Annotated in this window: 18 protein-coding genes; 6 read left to right on the top strand and 12 right to left on the bottom strand. The window is 68.6% G+C overall.

Features of this window, described 5'->3' with window-relative positions:
* Positions 1-88 precede the first annotated feature (88 nt).
* The 6 genes from argB to H0I76_RS02990 all read right to left on the bottom strand — a co-directional run bounded on the left by argB (position 89) and on the right by H0I76_RS02990 (position 7,704).
* Entirely contained in the window at positions 89-994 is a 906-nt protein-coding gene (gene argB / locus H0I76_RS03015) for an acetylglutamate kinase (protein WP_234455061.1), read from the bottom strand.
* A 255-nt stretch (positions 995-1,249) separates the two neighbouring features.
* Positions 1,250-1,915 (bottom strand): ribosome biogenesis GTP-binding protein YihA/YsxC, encoded by a 666-nt coding sequence (gene yihA / locus H0I76_RS03010; RefSeq protein WP_200606861.1) that lies wholly within the window; start codon positions 1,913-1,915, stop codon positions 1,250-1,252.
* Complete coding sequence (locus H0I76_RS03005) at positions 1,912-2,670, bottom strand: MOSC domain-containing protein (protein ID WP_200606859.1); 759 nt, start codon at positions 2,668-2,670, stop codon at positions 1,912-1,914. Before H0I76_RS03005 ends, yihA begins: the two co-directional genes overlap by 4 nt.
* Before the next feature lie 21 nt (positions 2,671-2,691).
* Positions 2,692-4,797: a membrane protein insertase YidC gene (yidC, locus tag H0I76_RS03000; RefSeq protein WP_200606857.1), complete on the bottom strand. Its 2,106-nt coding sequence runs from the start codon at positions 4,795-4,797 to the stop codon at positions 2,692-2,694.
* A 54-nt stretch (positions 4,798-4,851) separates the two neighbouring features.
* Entirely contained in the window at positions 4,852-5,748 is an 897-nt protein-coding gene (gene ttcA / locus H0I76_RS02995; protein ID WP_407704245.1) for a tRNA 2-thiocytidine(32) synthetase TtcA, read from the bottom strand.
* Positions 5,749-5,838: 90 nt separating this feature from the next.
* A complete protein-coding gene (locus H0I76_RS02990) occupies positions 5,839-7,704 on the bottom strand; it encodes an AAA family ATPase (RefSeq protein WP_200606854.1) in 1,866 nt (621 codons plus the stop codon).
* Between the two features lie 237 nt (positions 7,705-7,941).
* On the opposite strand from H0I76_RS02990, the gene H0I76_RS02985 reads away from it, so the two are divergent.
* The 3 genes from H0I76_RS02985 to H0I76_RS02975 all read left to right on the top strand — a co-directional run bounded on the left by H0I76_RS02985 (position 7,942) and on the right by H0I76_RS02975 (position 11,071).
* Positions 7,942-8,346, top strand: a complete 405-nt coding sequence (locus H0I76_RS02985) for a DUF2177 family protein (protein WP_200606852.1) — start codon at positions 7,942-7,944, stop codon at positions 8,344-8,346.
* A 92-nt stretch (positions 8,347-8,438) separates the two neighbouring features.
* The gene (gene glpK, locus H0I76_RS02980; protein ID WP_200606851.1) at positions 8,439-9,923 is read left to right on the top strand and encodes a glycerol kinase GlpK; all 1,485 of its coding nucleotides are present in this window, start codon (positions 8,439-8,441) and stop codon (positions 9,921-9,923) included.
* Positions 9,920-11,071, top strand: coding sequence for an iron-containing alcohol dehydrogenase (locus H0I76_RS02975; protein WP_325166357.1), 1,152 nt, complete (start codon positions 9,920-9,922; stop codon positions 11,069-11,071). The genes glpK and H0I76_RS02975 overlap by 4 nt, the downstream gene beginning before the upstream one ends.
* A gap of 10 nt (positions 11,072-11,081) precedes the next feature.
* Here the strand turns inward: H0I76_RS02975 and H0I76_RS02970 are convergent, their stop codons facing one another.
* The 6 genes from H0I76_RS02970 to fliF all read right to left on the bottom strand — a co-directional run bounded on the left by H0I76_RS02970 (position 11,082) and on the right by fliF (position 16,455).
* Entirely contained in the window at positions 11,082-11,654 is a 573-nt protein-coding gene (locus H0I76_RS02970; protein ID WP_325166355.1) for a sugar transferase, read from the bottom strand.
* 409 nt (positions 11,655-12,063) lie between these two features.
* Complete coding sequence (locus tag H0I76_RS02965; RefSeq protein ID WP_200606834.1) at positions 12,064-13,137, bottom strand: flagellar motor switch protein FliG; 1,074 nt, start codon at positions 13,135-13,137, stop codon at positions 12,064-12,066.
* The gene (gene fliP, locus H0I76_RS02960; protein ID WP_200606832.1) at positions 13,134-13,910 is read right to left on the bottom strand and encodes a flagellar type III secretion system pore protein FliP; all 777 of its coding nucleotides are present in this window, start codon (positions 13,908-13,910) and stop codon (positions 13,134-13,136) included. Before fliP ends, H0I76_RS02965 begins: the two co-directional genes overlap by 4 nt.
* A complete protein-coding gene (locus H0I76_RS19740) occupies positions 13,891-14,268 on the bottom strand; it encodes a FliM/FliN family flagellar motor switch protein (protein WP_200606822.1) in 378 nt (125 codons plus the stop codon). The genes fliP and H0I76_RS19740 overlap by 20 nt, the downstream gene beginning before the upstream one ends.
* Positions 14,255-14,875: a FliH/SctL family protein gene (locus tag H0I76_RS02950; RefSeq protein ID WP_200606820.1), complete on the bottom strand. Its 621-nt coding sequence runs from the start codon at positions 14,873-14,875 to the stop codon at positions 14,255-14,257. The genes H0I76_RS19740 and H0I76_RS02950 overlap by 14 nt, the downstream gene beginning before the upstream one ends.
* Positions 14,875-16,455, bottom strand: coding sequence for a flagellar basal-body MS-ring/collar protein FliF (fliF, locus tag H0I76_RS02945; RefSeq protein WP_200606818.1), 1,581 nt, complete (start codon positions 16,453-16,455; stop codon positions 14,875-14,877). The genes H0I76_RS02950 and fliF overlap by 1 nt, the downstream gene beginning before the upstream one ends.
* Positions 16,456-16,635: 180 nt before the next feature.
* On the opposite strand from fliF, the gene H0I76_RS02940 reads away from it, so the two are divergent.
* The 3 genes from H0I76_RS02940 to H0I76_RS02930 are packed head-to-tail and all read left to right on the top strand — an operon-like array spanning position 16,636 to position 18,255.
* Complete coding sequence (locus H0I76_RS02940) at positions 16,636-17,076, top strand: flagellar basal body-associated FliL family protein (protein WP_234455060.1); 441 nt, start codon at positions 16,636-16,638, stop codon at positions 17,074-17,076.
* A 10-nt stretch (positions 17,077-17,086) separates the two neighbouring features.
* Complete coding sequence (locus tag H0I76_RS02935; RefSeq protein WP_200606814.1) at positions 17,087-17,659, top strand: hypothetical protein; 573 nt, start codon at positions 17,087-17,089, stop codon at positions 17,657-17,659.
* On the top strand, positions 17,656-18,255 hold the full coding sequence (locus H0I76_RS02930; RefSeq protein ID WP_234455059.1) for a MotE family protein: 600 nt from the start codon (positions 17,656-17,658) through the stop codon (positions 18,253-18,255). Before H0I76_RS02935 ends, H0I76_RS02930 begins: the two co-directional genes overlap by 4 nt.
* Positions 18,256-18,265 lie beyond the last annotated feature (10 nt).

The raw sequence follows: 18,265 nt of genomic DNA, 5'->3' as shown, positions 1-18,265 counted from the left end.
CTTCCGGTGAACGTCATCTTGGTGCGCCACCGGGACCGGTCAAGGGAAGACCCTTGATCCGCGCGGGCACGCGGCGGGCTGTGCGAGATCAGGCGTGGATGAGGGTGCCGGCACCATGGGCGGTGAAGAGCTCGAGCAGAACCGCATGCGGCGCGCGCCCGTCGAGGATCACCGCCGCCTCGACGCCCTGGTCGATGGCGTCGAGCGAGGTTTCCACCTTCGGGATCATGCCGCCCTTGATCGTGCCCTCGGAGAGCATCGCGTGGATGTCCGAGCGGCTGAGATCGGTAATGACCTCGCCGTCGCGGTTCTTGACGCCCTGGACGTCGGTCATCAGCAGCAGGCGCTTGGCGCTGATCGCGCCCGCGATGGCGCCGGCGGCGGTGTCGCCGTTGACGTTGAAGGTCTCGGTCGGCGTGGAGCCCGCGCCGACGGGCGCGATCACCGGGATGAAGTCGGACTCGAGGAAGGTCTTCAGCACGCCGGGGTTCACCTTCACGGGCTCGCCGACATAGCCGAGGTCGAGCACGCGCTCGATATTGCTGTCGGGGTCCTTCTCGGTCTTGGTCGCCTTGCGGCAGATCATCAGGTTCGCATCCTTGCCCGAGAGGCCCACGGCGCGGCCGCCCTGGGCGTTGATCGCGGCCACGATCCGCTTGTTGATGACCCCGGCGAGGACCATCTCCACGACCTCGACCATCTCGGCCGTGGTGACCCGCAGGCCGCCGCGGAACTCGGACTGGATCTGGAGGCGCTCGAGCATCTGGTTGATCTGTGGCCCCCCGCCGTGAACAATGATCGGCTGCACGCCGCACTGCTTCATCAGCACGATGTCGCGCGCGAAGCTGTCCATGGCGTCGGCCTCGCCCATCGCGTGGCCACCGAACTTAACGACGACGACCTCTCCGTCATAGCGCTGGAGATAGGGCAGAGCCTCGCTGAGCGTGCGGGCGGTCGCGAGCCAGTCGCGCTTCATGGCTTTCTGGAGCTCCATCTCTTCTGTCCCCCGATTTGTCGTGGCTTCTTAGCGCGTTCGGAAGCCGACTGCCAGCGGTCTGCGTGCGGGTGTCGAGCGCGTTTCGGATATGCGGCTGGGCGGCCGGGCGGTGCGCGCGGCAGGGGCTTTCACGCGTGAAACACGGTTTAACATATTGATTTAAAAATAAAACACGCGTGGCGGCGTTTCGCCGCTGCACGACGGATGCGCGTGCACGCGGCCGCGACTCCGGCGCCGGTCAACCGGGCGTGATCATTCCGGCATGAGCCGCGCGATGGCCGAACGCAGGAGGGGGATGCCGTCCCCGGTCTCGGACGAGGTCACGATAATCTCGGGGTAGGCCGCTGGGTGGCGTGCCAAATCGGTCCTGACCGACTCGATGACGTGGCCGAGTCCGCCGCCGCGGGGCTTGTCGGCCTTGGTCAGCACGCACTGGAACGAGACCGCCGAGCGGTCCAGCAGCTCCATGATCTCGTGGTCGACCTTCTTGATTCCGTGGCGCGCGTCGATCAGAACGAAGGCGCGCGCAAGCGTCACGCGCCCCGCGAGGTAGGCGCGCAGCAGCGCCTGCCACCGCTCGACCTTGGCGATCGGCGCTTCGGCGAAACCGTAGCCCGGCAGGTCGACGAGGTAGCCGCGCGCGCCGAGCGCGAAGTAGTTGATCTCCTGCGTCCGGCCGGGCGTGTTCGAGGCGCGCGCGATCCCCTTGCGTCCGGTGAGAGCGTTGATCAGCGACGACTTGCCGACGTTCGAGCGGCCCGCGAAGCAGACCTCGGGGCGGTCCGCGTCGGGCAGGCCGTCGAGCGCCACGACGCCTTTCAGGAAATCGCAGGGGCCGGCGAAGAACCGGCGCGCGGCCTCGATCTCGTCCTCCGCGGGCGGCTCCATCACGGTGAAGGGGACGGACGGCGTGCTCATGCGAGGGTCACCTCGGCGTTCTGGGCAATCTCGCCGCCCGCGACGACTTCGGCATAGAGCCCGAAACGGGTGTGTCCGCGCGTCTCGCGCAGTGTCTCGAACACGGGCGCGCCGCGTCGGCCGGTGACGGGGTCGGCATCGATGGCCCGGCAACGGCCGATCGGCTCGACGATGCGCAGCCGAACGGGTCCGATCGCAAGCGTGCGCCCGACCCAGTCTTCCTCGTCCCACGCATCCGCGCCATCGATCCAGAAATTGCCGCGGAAGCGGCGCGGATCTGGCGCGACGCCGGCGTGCTGGCCGAGCGCGCGGAGCGAAGCCATCGAGAGGATCGAGACGAAGGGCTCGGCCATGTCCGTCATCGCCGCGCCCGGCGCCGTCGCGATCCGGTAGGGGCCGGGCCGCGCGCCGTCCGTCAGGGGCAGCAGCCACTCGGTCAGCCGCGCCTCGTCGACCTGGTCGGCTGGCGCCACTGTGATCGGGTCACGCGCGGGATGGGTCAGCGTGAGGGTGCCGGCATCGGCGTCGAGCCGCGCCGAGACGGCCGCGAGCGCGGGGGCGTGGGTCACGCGCAGGAAGTTGCCGCAGGGCACCCAGGCGGGCGCCGACGCGTCCCAGGCGCTGGCGCCATGCGCCACGGCCCAGGCCCGGTCGAAGGGCAGGGCGCGCCCCGCTTCGAGCGTGACCGAGGCGAGCTGCTCGGTCCCGAGGCTCTTGACCGGGTGGCGCCAGATCGAGGCGAGGCCGAGGCTCATCGCGTGCGCCGCCCCCGCCGCTCAGGCATCCCCGCCGCCACCGCTACCACCGCCGGGCGCGGTGTCGCCGCCTGCCTCGCCGCCCGAGGGGGGGCTATCGTCGCTGGCATCGGCGCGCTTGGTGCCTTGCTTGCCGTCACCGTGTGGCGCGCCCGACGCGCCACCGGCCGCGGCCTTCTGGCGGCGCTTGCCGCGCGCGCTGGTCGGGCGGGGCGGGTTGGCAGGCTTCACCTCGAGCTCTTCGGCGTCCTCGGCCTTGGCGGTGTCGCCCTTCGCCTTTCGCGCGGTCTGGGCTGGGTGAGCCTTGCCTTCGGGCTTGCGTTTGAAGCTGCGCTTGATGTTGCCGAAGATGTCGACCTCGACACCCTGGCTGCGCATGATGATGTACTGCTGCGTGAAGGTCAGGATGTTGTTCGCGGTCCAGTAGATCACGAGGCCCGAGGCGAAGCTGCCCAGCATGAACATGAAGACCCAGGGCATCCAGGCGAAGATCATCGCCTGGGTGGGGTCGGCCGGGGCCGGGTTCAGCTTCTGCTGGAGCCACATCGTGACGCCCATCAGGATCGGGAAGACGCCGATCGAGATGAAGACGGGCGCCCAGCTGACGTCGTAGGGCAGCAGGCCGAAGAGGTTGATCCACGAGGTCGGATCGGGTGCCGAGAGATCCTTGATCCAGCCGATGAAGGGCGCGTGGCGCATCTCGATGGTGACGAAGAGCACCTTGTAGAGCGAGAAGAAGATCGGGATCTGCAGAAGGATCGGCAGACAGCCCGAGGCCGGGTTGACCTTCTCCTTCTTGTAGAGCGCCATCATCTCCATCTGGAGTTTCTGGCGGTCGTCGCCGGCGCGCTCCTTGATCTTCTCCATCTCGGGCTGGAGCTTCTTCATCTTCGACATCGCCACGAAGGACTTGTAGGCGAGCGGGAAGAGTGCCGACTTGATGATCAGCGTCAGCACGATGATCGAGAAGCCCATGTTGCCGACCACGCCCTGCACGGCGTTGAGGAGCCATGCGATCGGCTTGGTGAGGAAGTAGAACCAGCCCCAGTCGACCGAGTCGTAGAACCGGTCGATGCCGAGGGTTTCCTCGTAGCGGGCGATGGTCTTGAGCTCCTTGGCGCCGGCGAAGAGGTTGGTCTCGATCTCGGCGAATTCGCCGGCGGGGATCGTGATCGCCGGCAGGCGCATCTCGGTGCGGAACTCGGGCACGGCGCCGGGGACAACCTTGTAGACGGCGCTGAAGGCCTGGCCCGGGCGGGGCGCCAGCGTCGTCATCCAGTAGTGATCCGTGAAGCCGAGCCAGCCGTCGGCCGTGACGGTGTGTGCCTCGGCCAAGCCGCCCTCGAGCGGGTTCTGCGGCATGTCCTGCATGTCGGAGTAGTCGACTTCCGAGAGCTCGCCATCGAACATGCCGATCGCGCCCTCGTGCAGGATGAAGAAGCCCATGCCGTCGGGCTCGCCGCGCCGGGCGATGTAGCCGTAGGGCGCGATCGAGACGGGCGCGTCGGTCGTGTTCTGGACCGACTGGGTGACCGTGAACATGTAGCGCTCGTCGAGGGAGATCGTCTTGCGGAAGATCAGCCCCTCGCCGTTGTCCCAGCGCAGCGTCACGGGGGTCTCGGGCGTCAGCTTCTCGCCCGACTCGACCGTCCATTCGGTATTGGCGCCGGGCAGGGGGCCGGGATTGCCCTCGACCGTGCGCAGCCAGCCATGCACGGCGTAATAGGGATGCGAGCTGCCCGTCGGGTTGAGCAGGACCACGGTGTCCGAGTCGGGATCGAGCGTCTCGCGGTAATCCGAGAGGTGCAGGTCGTCGAGCCGTGCGCCGCGCAGCGAGATCGAGCCCGTGACGGCGTTCGAGCCGATGGCGATGCGCTCGCTGCGCTCGAGCGCGGCCTCACGGTTGATCGTGCCCGCGGGCGCGTCGGCGGTGGCGCCGGCGGCCCCGGCGACCGGAGCGCCCGTGGTCGCCGCGTCGGTGCCGGGCGTGCCCGCGCCCTGTTCCGCGGTCACCTCGGGTTCCACCTCGGGCGGAGGCGCAAAGAACGCCTGCCAGGTGAAGATCACCGCCATCGACAGCACCGCCGCCAGCAAGAGGTTGCGGGTATCGCTCTTGTCGCCGCCCATCAGGGACTCCGTCTCATATCACCGGGGCGGTTCAACAGGGACCGGCGCGGAAGGTCAAGGGGTTTCCGGGTCGCGCGGGTCTGCGCTGGCCGGCGCGAGGCCCGCGAAGTCGAACAGCGTGGGGTCCGCGAGGTGGCTTGGCCTGACATTCGTCAGGGCCTTGAACATCACCTGCCGGCGGCCGGGGGTGCGTGCCTCCCACTGGTCGAGCAGTGCCTTGACCTGCGCGCGCTGCAGCCCCTCCTGGCTGCCGCAGAGATCGCAGGGAATGATCGGGAACGACATCGCCCGCGCGAAACGGTCGCAGTCGGCCTCGGCGACATGGGCGAGCGGGCGCAGGACCATCAGGTCGCCGTCCTCGTTCACGAGCTTCGGCGGCATCGCCGCAAGCCGGCCGCCGTGGAAGAGATTGAGCATGAAAGTCTCGAGGATGTCGTCGCGATGGTGGCCGAGCACGATTGCCTCGCAGCCCTCCTCGCGCGCGATGCGGTAGAGATGGCCCCGACGCAGGCGCGAGCAGAGCGCGCAGTAGGTCTTGGTCGAGGGCACCTTCTCGGTGATGATGGAATAGGTGTCGCGATACTCGATCCGGTGGGGGATCGCGTGCGAGGCCAGGAATTCCGGCAGCACGGTCGCGGGAAAGCCGGGCTGGCCCTGGTCGAGATTGCAGGCGAGCAACTCGACCGGCAGGAGGCCGCGCCACTGCAACTCTATCAGCGCGGCGAGCAGCGTGTAGCTGTCCTTGCCGCCCGAGAGACACACGAGCCAGCGAGCCCCCGGCGTGACCATGCCATAGGCATCGATCGCCTCGCGCGTCTGGCGGATGATGCGTTTCCTGAGCTTGCGGAACTCGAGCCCGTCGGGCGCGCCGCGCAGGATCGAGGGCAGATCGTCCCCAGCCGGGTCGTTCCCGATGGGTTCGAACGCGTCCGTGCCTGTCATGTCCTGCATCGCGCTGCGCTCCGCGCTTGGGTTCCCGGGCGCGCGAACCTATCACGTCCCGCGCCGCAGGGAAGCCTTGTCGGCAGAGGCCGCCGGGTTTCAGGCGCAGACGAGGCGGATTTCGGGGCCGCTGTGGTCGAGGCCCGTGATCTTGAGGGACCGCGCATCGGGGCGGTCGAAAAGCGCGTGGGCAAGCGGGTTGACGAAGACCGTCTCGACCCGGTTGCCGATGCCGCGGCCGCCGTCGAAGAGGTCGTAGGTGCAGAGCTCTTCAATCTCGGAGAGCGCCTTTTCGGTGAAGTCGATGGCGACGCCATGCTCCTCGCGCACGGCGATCAGCACGCGCTTCATGATGCTCTCGAAGATCATCAGCGCCGTGCTGGCCCGTATGAATTCGAAGATGATGATGTTCTGGCCGATGCGGTTGATGAGCTCGGGTCGCTTGAGGTGGATGCGGAAATGGTCGCGGATCGCGGTCACGATCTTGTGCTCCATCTCCTCGTAGCTGTCCGAGGGCAGCACGTTCATCGCCATGTTGTTGGTCCGGTCGTCGCCCACGATCCCCATGTTCGAGGTGAAGATGATGAGCGACTCGGAGAAGGTGACCGTCTCGCCGCGCTGGTCGGTGAGGCGGCCCTCGTCGACGATCTGCAGGAACTTGTCGAGGATACGCGGGTGCGCCTTCTCGATCTCGTCGAAGAGGAAGACGCTGAAGGGGCGCGAGCGCGCCGCGTTCACGAGCTCGCCCCCCGCCTGGTAGCCCGCATAGCCCGGTGGCGCGCCGATCAGGCGGCTTTCCGAGTTCTCGGAGCTGAACTCGGACATGTCGAAGCGGTGATAGGCGGTCTCGTCGCCGAACAGGAGCTCGGTCACCGACTTGGCGAGCTCGGTCTTGCCCACGCCGGTGGGGCCCGCGAAGAAGAGCACGCCCCGTGGCCGGTTGTGGCGGCTCGAGGTCTGCGCGCCGCTGAGGCCCATCACCGAGCGCGTCAGGATGTCGATGGTCTTGCGCAGGGCGTTGGGCTGGCCCTTGACGCGCCGGCCCAGGATCTCGGCCCCCTCGCCGATGCGCCTGCGCACGATGCCGGAGCTCCACGGGTTGCGCGGCGTGCCGACGCGGTAGGCGCGCACGGCGTCGGAGACCTGCGCGAGCCCAATCCCTTCGGCGCGCGCAAGTTCGCTGATCGCGTGGACGGCTCGCAGCGTCATGCCCTCGGTCTCGAGCGCATATTGCTCGAGCGCCTTCGAGACATCGGCCGACGAGAGGCTGCGGTAGTCACGGAACTGCGCGGCGCGCGTGGCCGCCATCAGGTAGCGCTCCTCGATGTCCGGCAGGTCGGCGGTCACGCGGCTGATGGCCTCGTTGCCGATGACGAACCAGTCGGGCAGATCGTGCGGGCCCTTGAGCAGCCAGATGATCGGGTTGCGGGCCGGCGGCCTGCCGTCGGCGCGCTGCTCGCGCGGGGCGCCGAGGGCATGGGACATCTTGTCGAGCGCGATGAAGAAATCCTCGCGGGCGGTGCCTGCTTGCGGCTCGCCGGCGCAGAGATGCGAGGCATAGTCGAGCAGGACGGCCACCGGCGGCGTTGCAAGTTCGGCGATCCTGAGAAGGTCGTGGGCGAGCCGCCCAAGATCGCGGCCGGGTCCGCCAAGCTCGACACCCGCCGTGCCTAGCGCGCCGGCGACCGCGCAGCTGGCACCGGGATGAAGCTGCATGCCCACCAGCGGATCGTGCACCAAGAGCCCCGCGAAGCCGCGCGGTTCGAGCATTGACCACAGCGCATCGGCGGCGGGCAGGAACTGCGGACCGCGGGGTCCGTCGACCGCGAAAAGGTCTCGGATATTGCCCGAGACGGCGAACTGCGAGCGCACCGCCAGATCGAGCTCGATCCGTCTGAGCCACAACGGGGCGGGAAACGGCTTTCCGCCCTGCGCCGGGGCGATCCCGGTCTCTTCACGCCGCATCGGCTGATACGCTCCACCCTCGTCGGACCCGTGCGGGGCCCTTTCCACTCTCGCAAGGACTATAGGCGCGGGCCCGCGTGGAAATCGTTGACGCAGGTCAAGCCGGGGTTTTTGTGCCGAAGTGGCTCATATGCAGCGTCGCGCGGCGGGTTTGGTTTTTCTGCGCTCGCGACTCGCACGGCCGGGCAAGAGCACTAGCTGGCAAACCAGCCGAAAGCGGCGGGCAGGGAGGATGCAGTGCACTACATCGTGCTTTACCTGACGACGGCAACGGTCTTTCTGGCCGTCGATGCGATCTGGCTGAAGCTGGTCATGCGCCCGCTGTTCGAGCGCGAGGTCGGCGATCTGCTTGCCGACGAAGTGCGGCTTGGGCCGGCGGCGGCGTTCTACCTGCTCTATGTTGGCGGCATTCTCTGGTTCGCATCGCTGCCGGCCTGGCGCAGCGGGGAATGGTCGACAGCGGCGCTGAACGCCGCGCTGCTGGGTTTCCTCGCCTATGGCACCTACGAGGCGACGAACTTCGCCACCCTGCGGGGCTGGACCTGGCAGATGGTTGTGGTCGACGTGGGTTGGGGGATGGTGCTGACCGCGAGCGCCGCGCTTTCGGGGCTGTGGCTGACGCGGGCTCTCACTGGCGGCTGATCCCCCGCGAGCCGCGACGGCCCACGCCCGTTGACAGTGGCCGCTCGCGGCCTGCACCCTCCGGCCAACAACACAGTCGGGAGGGAGACGCGGTGTCAGATCACATCCTTGCCATCGACCAGGGCACCACTTCGAGCCGGGCGATCGTGTTCGATCCTCGGTTGCAGCCCGTTGCCGTGGGGCAGGAGGAGTTCGCGCAGCATTTTCCGCGCTCGGGCTGGGTCGAGCACGACCCGGCCGACATCTGGTCGACGACCGCCGCGACCTGCCGCGCCGCGATCGAACGCGCCGAGGTCGCGCACCATCATATCGCAGCCATCGGCATCACCAATCAGCGCGAAACGGTCGTGGTCTGGGAGCGCGCGAGCGGGCGCCCCGTGCATCGCGCCATCGTCTGGCAGGATCGTCGGACATCGGAGTTCTGCCAGCGGCTCAAGGCCGAGGGGCACGAGCCGATGGTCACGCACAAGACGGGGCTGCTGCTGGACCCCTATTTCTCGGCGACCAAGCTCGCGTGGATCCTCGACCAAGACGACAACCGCGCGCGGGCGCGGCGGGGCGAGCTGGTTTTCGGAACGATCGACACCTATCTGATCTGGCGGCTCACGGGCGGCGCGGTGCATGCCACCGACGCCACCAATGCCGCGCGCACCATGCTCTACAACATCCGCGAGGGGCGCTGGGAAGACGACCTGTTGCAGTTGCTGGACATTCCCGCCGGCATGCTGCCCGAGGTGCGCGACAGCGCCGCCGATTTCGGCCACACGCGCGCCGACCTGTTTGGCCGGCCGATCCCGATCAGCGGCGTCGCGGGCGATCAGCAGGCGGCGACGGTGGGGCAGGCCTGTTTCCAGCCCGGCATGATGAAGTCGACCTATGGCACGGGATGCTTTGCCTTGCTCAATACCGGGGCCGAGCCGGTCGCGTCGGAGAACCGTCTGCTGACGACGATCGCCTACCAACTCGATGGTGTGCCCACCTACGCGCTTGAGGGCTCGATCTTCATCGCCGGCGCGGTGGTGCAGTGGCTTCGTGACGGCCTCAAGATGATCCGCGAGGCGGCCGAGACCCAGGCGCTGGCCGAGGCCGCGGACCCGATGCAGGCGGTCTATCTCGTTCCGGCCTTCACCGGGCTCGGGGCGCCGTACTGGGATGCCGATTGCCGGGGCGCGATCTACGGGATCACCCGCGGAACGGGGCCGGCCGAACTGGCGCGCGCCGCGCTCGAGAGCGTCGGCTACCAGACGCGCGACCTGCTCGAGGCGATGTGCCGAGACTGGGCGGGCGCGTCAGACACGGTGCTGCGGGTCGATGGCGGCATGACCGCGTCGGATTTCGCCATGCAGTTCCTGGCCGACATCCTCGGGGCGCCGGTGGACCGGCCAAAGATCCCCGAGACCACCGCGCTGGGCGCGGCCTGGCTCGCGGGGATGAAGGCCGGCGTCTATCCGGGCATGGACGAGTTCGCGGCCAACTGGGCGCTGGACCGCCGCTTCGAGCCGGCAATGGAGCCGGCGACACGCGACGCCAAGTACGCGGGATGGAAGGATGCGGTGCGCCGCACGCTGAGCCGGTGAGCGCCTGGTCATTCGCCACCGCCGGCGAGATCCGCTTCGGACCTGGTGTCGCGCGCGATGCTGTCGAGGCAGCCGCGGCGGCCGGGGGCAGGGCGCTGGTGGTCTGCGGGAGGACGCCCGGTAGGGCCGCCTGGCTGACCGAGGCGCTTGCGGCCCGCGGCCTTGGCGTCGAGGTGATCGCGACGCCGGGCGAGCCGGATCTCGGGATGCTCGATGCAGCGGTCGAGGTGGCGCGTGGCTTCGGGCCAGACGCGGTGATCGGCGTCGGTGGCGGATCCGCGATCGACGCGGCCAAGGCGGTTGCGGGCCTTGTGCACGAGCCGGGTGCCGTGCTCGATCACCTCGAGGTCGTGGGGCGGGGGTTGCCGCTTACCTCGACGCCGCCCGTCCTGATCGCCGTTCCGACGACGGCCGGCACGGGCGCCGAGGTCACGCGCAACGCGGTGATCGGCGTGCCGGAGCATGGGCGCAAGGTCTCGCTGCGCGATGCGCGGCTGTTGCCACGGCTGGCGCTGGTCGACCCGGACCTGACGCTGGGATTGTCGCGCGCGGTGACGGCGGCGACCGGGCTCGATGCGCTGACGCAGGTGATCGAGCCGTGGCTCTCGCCTTTTGCGACGCCCCTGACCGACGCGCTGTGCGAGGCCGCGATCCCCCGCGGGCTCGAGGCCTTGCCGCGGGTTCTCGAGCGCCCCGACGACCGCGAGGCGCGGCGCGAGATGGCATGGGTCAGCCTGTGCGGCGGTCTCGCGCTCGCGAACGCCAAGCTCGGTGCGGTGCATGGGCTCGCTGGCGTCATCGGCGGGCGGACCGGCGCTGCGCATGGCGCGATCTGTGGACGGCTTCTGCCCCGCGTTCTTGTCGCGAACGAGGCAGCCTTGTCGCGCCGCGCTCCGGGGGACCGGTCGCTCGCCCGGCTCGCGGATTTGCGGCGGGCGATCGCGGGAGCGCTGGGCGGTGCTGAAAGCGAGGCGTTCGCGACGCTGGAGCGCCTCGTCGACGCGGCAGGCGTGCCCGGCATCGTGGCGATGGGGATCAGGCCGGGCGATGTCGCTGCGATCGCCGAGGCGTCGGGGGCCTCGTCCTCGATGAAGGGAAATCCCGTGGCTCTGACCGTGGAGGAGTTGTCCGCAGTGCTGGCGCCCTGACGAGCACCGATCAGCGCGCGCCGAAGCCCGTGGTCACCACCATCACCGTGCGCCAGAGCACGTGGAGTTCAATTTTTGGGCTCATTTTCTGGATGTATTCAAGGTCGTACCTGACCTTCTTGAATGTCGCCTCGAGGCCCTCGGCATAGCCGAGATGCACCTGCGCGAGGCCGGTGATGCCGGGCCTCACGACATGGCGCGCCTGGTAGCCCGGCACGCTGTCGACGAAATGGACGGCATGGTCCCAGAAGTCGGGGCGAGGGCCGATCAGGCTCATGTCGCCCCTGAGGATGTTGATGAACTGCGGGATCTCGTCGATCCGGCTGCGGCGCAGGAAGCGTCCGAGCGGCGTGATGCGGTCGTGCTCGACGGGGTCGCCGGGGCCGCGCGTCGCTTTTGATGTCTCGCGCATGCTGCGGAACTTGAGCGCAGTGAAGGGGCGACAGTTCCGGCCCATCCGGGTCTGCCGGAAGAGGACCGGCCCGGGGTTCCAGAACGGGTTCGCGACGAGGAGAGCAAGTGCCGCGAGCAGCACGATCGGAAGCGCAAGAACCGCGAAGACGATGTCGCATCCACGCTTCACTGCTCGGCCCAGTGTACCGGGATGCGGGATCCGGTGCGCTTTGTCCCGGGAGAGTTCTGACTTGACGAAACCGACAGGCGCAACCGCGGCGCCAACACCATCAAACTTGGTATTCATTGACGAACTCTCAGAGACCGCAACACAACCTACACGCAGAGCAATGTTTCGAAGTGACGCATCGCCCCCTCCGACGTCACCGGACACTCCATCAAGCCGTACCGTCAATTGCCTCTACAGTCAACAAATCCTTGTGGTTTCATTAACTTCTGTCTCTAAATAAGCCAATTTCGCCTCATCTCGGACAGGAACCGGGCGGCGCGATGGCGAAACCTTGTCGGCGCGCGTGATCGGCGCCGGGCGTGCCGCGGTTGCCGTGACGAGAATGCCTGACCCGCGGCGCCCGGCTGGTCTAATGCTCCTCCTCAGGTGGGGTGAGCTTGAGGCGACCGGCCGCCTCCAGGGCGCGGATGGTGGCGACGACCTCGGACTGGGCCGCCTCGCCATCCTTTCGGCGCAGCCGGCCGATCTCTGCCAGATCCTGCCGCATCTGGTCTGCCATGCGGCTCGAGATGTTCCGGAGAAGGAAGTCGACGGTCGCTGAATCATTGTCGATCGCATGGCGCATCGCCTTCAGCAAGGTCTCAGGGTCGACCTCGCGCATCAGCATCGTGGCGTCGCGCGGCTCGATGCGCGCGGGGATGTCCTCGAACGTGAACATCTTGCGTCGCACTTCGGCGGCGAAGGTCGGCTGCGAGGTTTCGATGTACCCAAGGACGTGGTCGCGCAGTTCGGTGCTCGTATAGTCGAGGATCGATCCCACGCGCTCGGCCGGATTGCTCCGGGCGCCACCACCCAGCTGCCCACGGAGAAGCTCGCGGCTCACCGATGCGCCGATCTCCTCGATCACACTCGGGTCGAGGCTCGAGGCACGGGTGATGCCCATCACGACATCCCTGGCCCGGTCGGGGTCGAAGCGGTTGAGGATTTTCGCGGCATGATCTGCTCCCAGCTTGGAAAGAATGACGGCAGCGGTTTGCGGATGCTCGCTCATCAGGAACTCGGCGAGCGCGTCCTCACCGACCTTGGCGAGCTTCTTCCAGACATTCTCGGGGGACGGCGTCTCGGCACTGTCGATCAGCCGGCCGAGCAGCGCCTCGTTGACATGGGGCCCGAGCACCTCGCGCACCTGGCTGATCCCGCCGCGCACGGTGGTATCGTAACCACCTAGCGCGTCGAGGAACTCGGCAATCGTCTCGCGCACGTCCCGCGCATCCACCTTGCGCAGGCGCGACATGGCGGCTGTGAAAGCGTGCAGCGCGGCCTCGTCCATCAGCTCGAGCAGCGGGCCCGCGGCCTCGGCACCCAGCGCCCCGATGATCACGGCCGCCTTCTCGGGGGGCGTGAGGCCGCCGGGGCGGGCGGCCGGTGCACCTTGGCCGCTTTGCGTGTCGAGCGCCAGGCTGGCATCGGCGGCCGGTTTCATGCGCCATATCCCCGGACCAGGGCGCCTGCGACCAGCGCCCATCCATCGGCAATAACGAAGAAGGCAAGTTTCAGCGGCAAGGACACCACCACGGGAGGAACCATCATCATCCCCATCGACATCAGCACCGAGGCGACCACGAGATCGATGACCAGGAACGGCAGGAAGAGCATGAAGCCGATCTCGAAGCCGCGCTCGATCTCCGAGAGCATGAAGGCGGGCACGAGGATCGACAGGGGCGCGGGCTCGCCGGGAACGAGCGCGGCGCTGCGGCCGGGTGCGGCGGCGGCGAGTTCAGTCAGCGCGACGGCGTCGACCCGGCCTTCCATGAAGACCCGGAAGGGCGCGACGCCCTTGTCCCAGGCGTCCTCGGCCGAGATCCGCCCCTCGGCGAGCGGGCCGAGCGCGGTGTCCCACGCCTCGGTGAAGACCGGCTCCATCACGAACCAGGTGAGAAAGAGCGCGAGCGCCACCATCAGCATGTTCGGAGGCGACTGCTGCAGGCCCAGGCCCTGACGCAGGATCGCGAGCACGGTCACCATGAAGGGAAAGCAGGTGACCATCATCGCGATACCCGGCGCCATGCTGAGCACGGTGACCAGCAGGAACAGCTGGATGACCCGCCCGGTCAGGCCGGCATCCGTGCCGAGATCGAGCGACAGGGTCTGCGCGGCGACGGTGCCGGGCAGGGCAAGGGCGAGGAGCGCGATCCCTGCGGCCAGGCACCACTGCGCCGCCGAGCCGGCGCGCCCCTCAGAACAGGTCCGAGACATCGACCACCTCGGTGAGCCTCACCGCGAGGCGACCGCCATCCTCGCCCAGTTCCTCGAGCTCGCCACGCGCGATCACGCGATCGCCGACCATGATCTGGACCGGGTCGTCGATGCGGCTCGAGAGCGGCAGGATCGTGTCGCGGCGCATCGCCAGGAGCTCGCCGATCGCCGGCTGAGCATGCCCGACGGCGACAACCACGTCGATCGGAACCGAGAAGATGGCGCGGCGGTACTGGGTCGCGGCGCCGCTGTCTCGCGGCTCGGGCGCGTGCGGGGCAAGCTCGTCCCCGCGCGCGCCGGGACCGGATTGTGCCTCGGTGCTGTTGCCCTGGGGATCGCTGGACTCAGAAACGTTCATCACGGGTGTCCTTTTCCTCGAGCGAAGCAAGATGGCGCGTCAGGACTTCCCGGGCCGCGCGTTCGAGGCGGTCGCGGTCGATGACGGCACCACCGTCCTCCCAGTCCAGTTCGACGCGTCCCTCGACCATCTTCGGGTCTGCGACGATGGTGATGAGGTCGGCTCCCGCATGACCCGCGATCCGCGTGGCGATGGCCTCGTGATGGGCCGGTGCCATGGTCATCCGGATGCGGGGCTGCTGCGAGAGGCGCGCGATGGTGAGTGCAGCCTCTGAAACCTCGGCGCCGAAGCCGATTTCGGCCAGGCAGGGGACGCTGTGCTGCGCGGCCTCGCCCAGCGCGTGCGCCCAGCCCTGCGTCATCTTCCCGATGAGATCCTGCAGATCGTCGAGGGCGCCTGCCAACGCCGCACAAAGTGCGTCGGCGCGGGCTTCGGCGTCGTCGTGGATGGCAGCAGTTGCCGTTTCGTTGTCGGCAGATGTGTCTTCGGCGCCGACGGGCGCATCGGACGGAATGGAGATGTTGGCCTCGGTTGCCGGCGCAGCCTCGGAAGACGGGGGCCGGCTTCGTGCGAAGGCTCCTCGCTCGACGAATTGTTCGAAGCGCATCAGGCTGCCTCCTCGTCGCTCGTCTCGAGCCAGTCGCGCAGCATCGCCGCGCTGAGTTCAGGTCGTTCCGCGACCACGCGCAGGAGCGAGTCCCGGTCGGGGAGGGTGCGCTCACGGGCCTCGGCCTCGCGCGCATCGGGGTCGTCCTGCCGCGCCCCTCCGGCGATCGCGAGCGTCGTCTGCGCGGGGGCAAGCGCAGGAGGCGCGCCGATCTCCCGCGTGGCCGCGCCCGCGGCGAGAACCGGGCGGATCACGCTGAAGGCGAGGACCAGGACCACGCCCGCGAGCACCGCGATCTGCACCAGCTGCATCGCGTTTCGCTCGACAAAACGGCCGAGAGAGCTGGCCTCGGCCATCTCGCCGGCCTCGCCGGACGGCTGGAAGGGCAGGCTCTCGACGGTGACGGTGTCGCCGCGTGCTTCGTCGAAGCCGACCGCGGCGATCACCAGATCGCGCAGGGCCGCGAGTTCCTCGGCCGGGCGCGGCTGCCAGATCGGAGCCCCGGCCTCGCCCGCGGTCGTGACCCCGTCGACGAGGACCGCGACGCTGATCCGCTTCACGGCGCCCGGCTGACGCACCGTCTCGCGCCGCACCTCGGAGTAGTCGTAGTTTGCCTTTTCACGCGTCTCGCTGCGCGAGCTCTGGCGTTCGGAGCCCTGTGCGGCCTCGCCCGCGGGAAGGTTGCTGGCCACCGTGACCGACGGATTGCTGCCGCTGTCCGTCTCGGTCACTTCTTCGGTGTCCGAGTGGATGGTGACGCGCGTATCGGGCTGGAGGATGCGCTCGCTGACCGTTTGGGCCTCGCGCTCGGTCTCGACGGTCACGCTCACCCGGACCTTGTCGCGGCCGACCCGGGCCTCGAGAAGCTCCTCGATCTGGGTCTTGAGATATTTCTCACGGTCGATGTCCTGGGCATTGGCGTCAATCGCGAGGCCCTCGACTCCCGGTGCGAGGACCATTCCCGCACGGCTGTCGATCACGGCAACCTGTTCGGGCTCGAGTCCCGCAACCGCCAGTGCCACGAGATAGCGGAAGGCGGTCGCCTGCTGGACGCCGAGGGTGCCGCCCGACATCGTGATCGTCACCGAAGCCGTCGGACCCGCCGTCGATCGCGCGAATGGACGCCGGCTGGGCGCCGCGATGTGCACCCGGGCTGCGCGCACACCGGGCGAGGCGAGGATCGTGCGCGCAAGCTCGCCCTCGCGCGCGCGCCAGAACGCGGCGTCGAACATGTCGGTCGTCGCCGAGAAGCCCGAGATCTCGTCGAGCAGTTCGTATCCCGCCTGTCCCTGTCGCGGGATGCCGTCGCGTGCGAGCGCGAGCCGAACGCGGTCGCGCGATTCGGCGGCGACGTAGATGGCGTCGCCGCGCACTTCGGATGGCACCTGCATTTGCTCGAGCGCGCCGACGACCTCGCCTGCGGCGGCGGCGTCCAGCCCCGCGTAGAGCAGAGCCATCCCGGGCTTCGCGGCCATCTGCCCCAGCGCCAGCATCGCCGCGAGCGCCGCCACGAAGGCCCCCCCGAAGATCAGGCGCCGGCGCGTATCGAGCGCCTTCCACGCCAACCCCAGTTTTTCCATCTCGTCCTGCGCCCTTCTGAACGCGGCCTGCAACCGGCCCGTACTGGCGAGAACGAGACGCGAACAAACTTAAGATGAGTTTAAGGGAATCCGGGTTATCCGACGGTCACCCGGGCGCTGCGGAGCCTTTGGTGGCGGGAGGCAGGAATGAGTGACACGGCGGGCAAGAGAGGGCGGGGCATGTTCATCGCCTTGGCAGGTGCAAGCCTCCTGATTGGCGTCGGCGCCGGTTTCTACGGGGTGAGTTCGGGGCTTGTGCCGGCGCCGCCAATTCTTCCCGCCAGCAGCGCTGCAGGGGCTGCCGGACTCGAGTCGTGGCCCGCACCGAGCTTCGTCCTGCTGTCGCCGCTGACCGTGTCGTTGGGGCCCGAAGCGCGCGCCCGGCATCTGAGGGTCGCGCTGCAGCTGGAGGTGGCGCCGGGGTCCGAGCGCGCCGTCGCCGAGGTCGTGCCACGGGTCCTCGACGTGCTGAACATGTTCCTGCGCGCGGTCGACGAGCGGGAGTTCGAGATGCCGCGCGCCATGGCGCGCCTTCGCGCGCAGATGTTGCGACGTGTTCAGCTCGTGTCACCGCCGGGCGCCGTGCACGACGTGCTGATCCAGGAATTCGTACTGAGTTGAGGAGGGGGCGATGGAGCTCATCTCGGACGGGCTGCTGTTTCTGACGGCGCTGACCACAGGCTTCTACTGCCTGGTACTTGCGCGCCGTCTGCGGCGTTTCGGGAGCGCCGAGGACGGCATCGGCCCGCGCATCCAGTCGCTGAGCGCCGCTGTCGAGGAAATGCGCGGGGCGCTCGGACAGACGCAGGCCCGGCTCGAGGAGATGCGCCGGCAAAGCGCCGCGTCGAGCGAGCGGATGACGCGCGAGACAGCGCGCGCAAAGCGCGTCGCCGAGGAACTCGAAGCGGCAGCCTCCAGCGCCGAGCGAACCCTCGATGCTCTCTTTCGTGCGGATCGGCGGATCGCCCGAGCCGACCCCGAGCCGGAGCCGGCAGGAGGCGCAGCGCCGGGCGAGCACGAGCAGTACGAGTTCACGGTGGCGCAGCCGCATACTGCCAATGGTCCGACCGACGGCGCCTCGCGGGGTGAGGACCCCAAGAACGACGCGAGCGTGGACCGGGCAGCGCCGAAAGAGGGGCTCGAAGCGGTCCCTGTGACCCCGGCTCGCGGCGGTGTTCTTAGGGTTGAAAGGGTTTCGATATGAGCGGGCAGATCCCAGTCGCCCGGGGTGCGCTGTCGGTGCTTGCCGCCGGCTTCATGTTGTCGGCGATGCTGCGCGCCGGCGACGTCGTGGCGGGTCTGCCGGCGCTTCGCGACGACGGCTTCGGGAACGCCGTGGCCTCGCGCGGCGAGGGTGCCGACGAGCCTCGCCCAGAGGTCGACGCTCTGGCGTTGATTGCCGAGGTGCAGCGCCAGGCGGCGCGGTTGCGCGAGCGCGACGCGGAGCTCGATGCCCGGGCGCGAGAACTCGAAGACGCCGAGGTGACCCTGAAGACCCGGCTCGAGCAGCTGGAAGCCATGCGCCGCGAGCTCGAGGCCGAGGTTGCAGGTGTCCAGGATGCTGCAGCCGCGGATGTGCGCCGGCTGGCGACGGTCTACGAAACGATGAAGCCCAAGCAGGCCGGGCGGATCTTCGACGAAATGGAGCCGAGTTTCGCGGCCGGCTTTCTTGGCGAGTTGAGCGCCGAGCAGGCGGCCGAAATCCTCGCGAGCATGAAGCCGCAGCGGGCCTATGCCATCAGCATCCTGCTGGCAGGCCGCAATCTGCGCGGCACCAGTGTCGACGGGGGCGCAGAGTGACGCGCGCTGT

The sequence above is a fragment of the Thermohalobaculum xanthum genome, assembly GCF_016623495.1.
Classification (GTDB): Bacteria; Pseudomonadota; Alphaproteobacteria; order Rhodobacterales; family Rhodobacteraceae; genus Thermohalobaculum; species Thermohalobaculum xanthum.
Note: the sequence above shows the minus strand (reverse complement) of the source record. Positions and strands in the feature narration are given on the sequence as shown.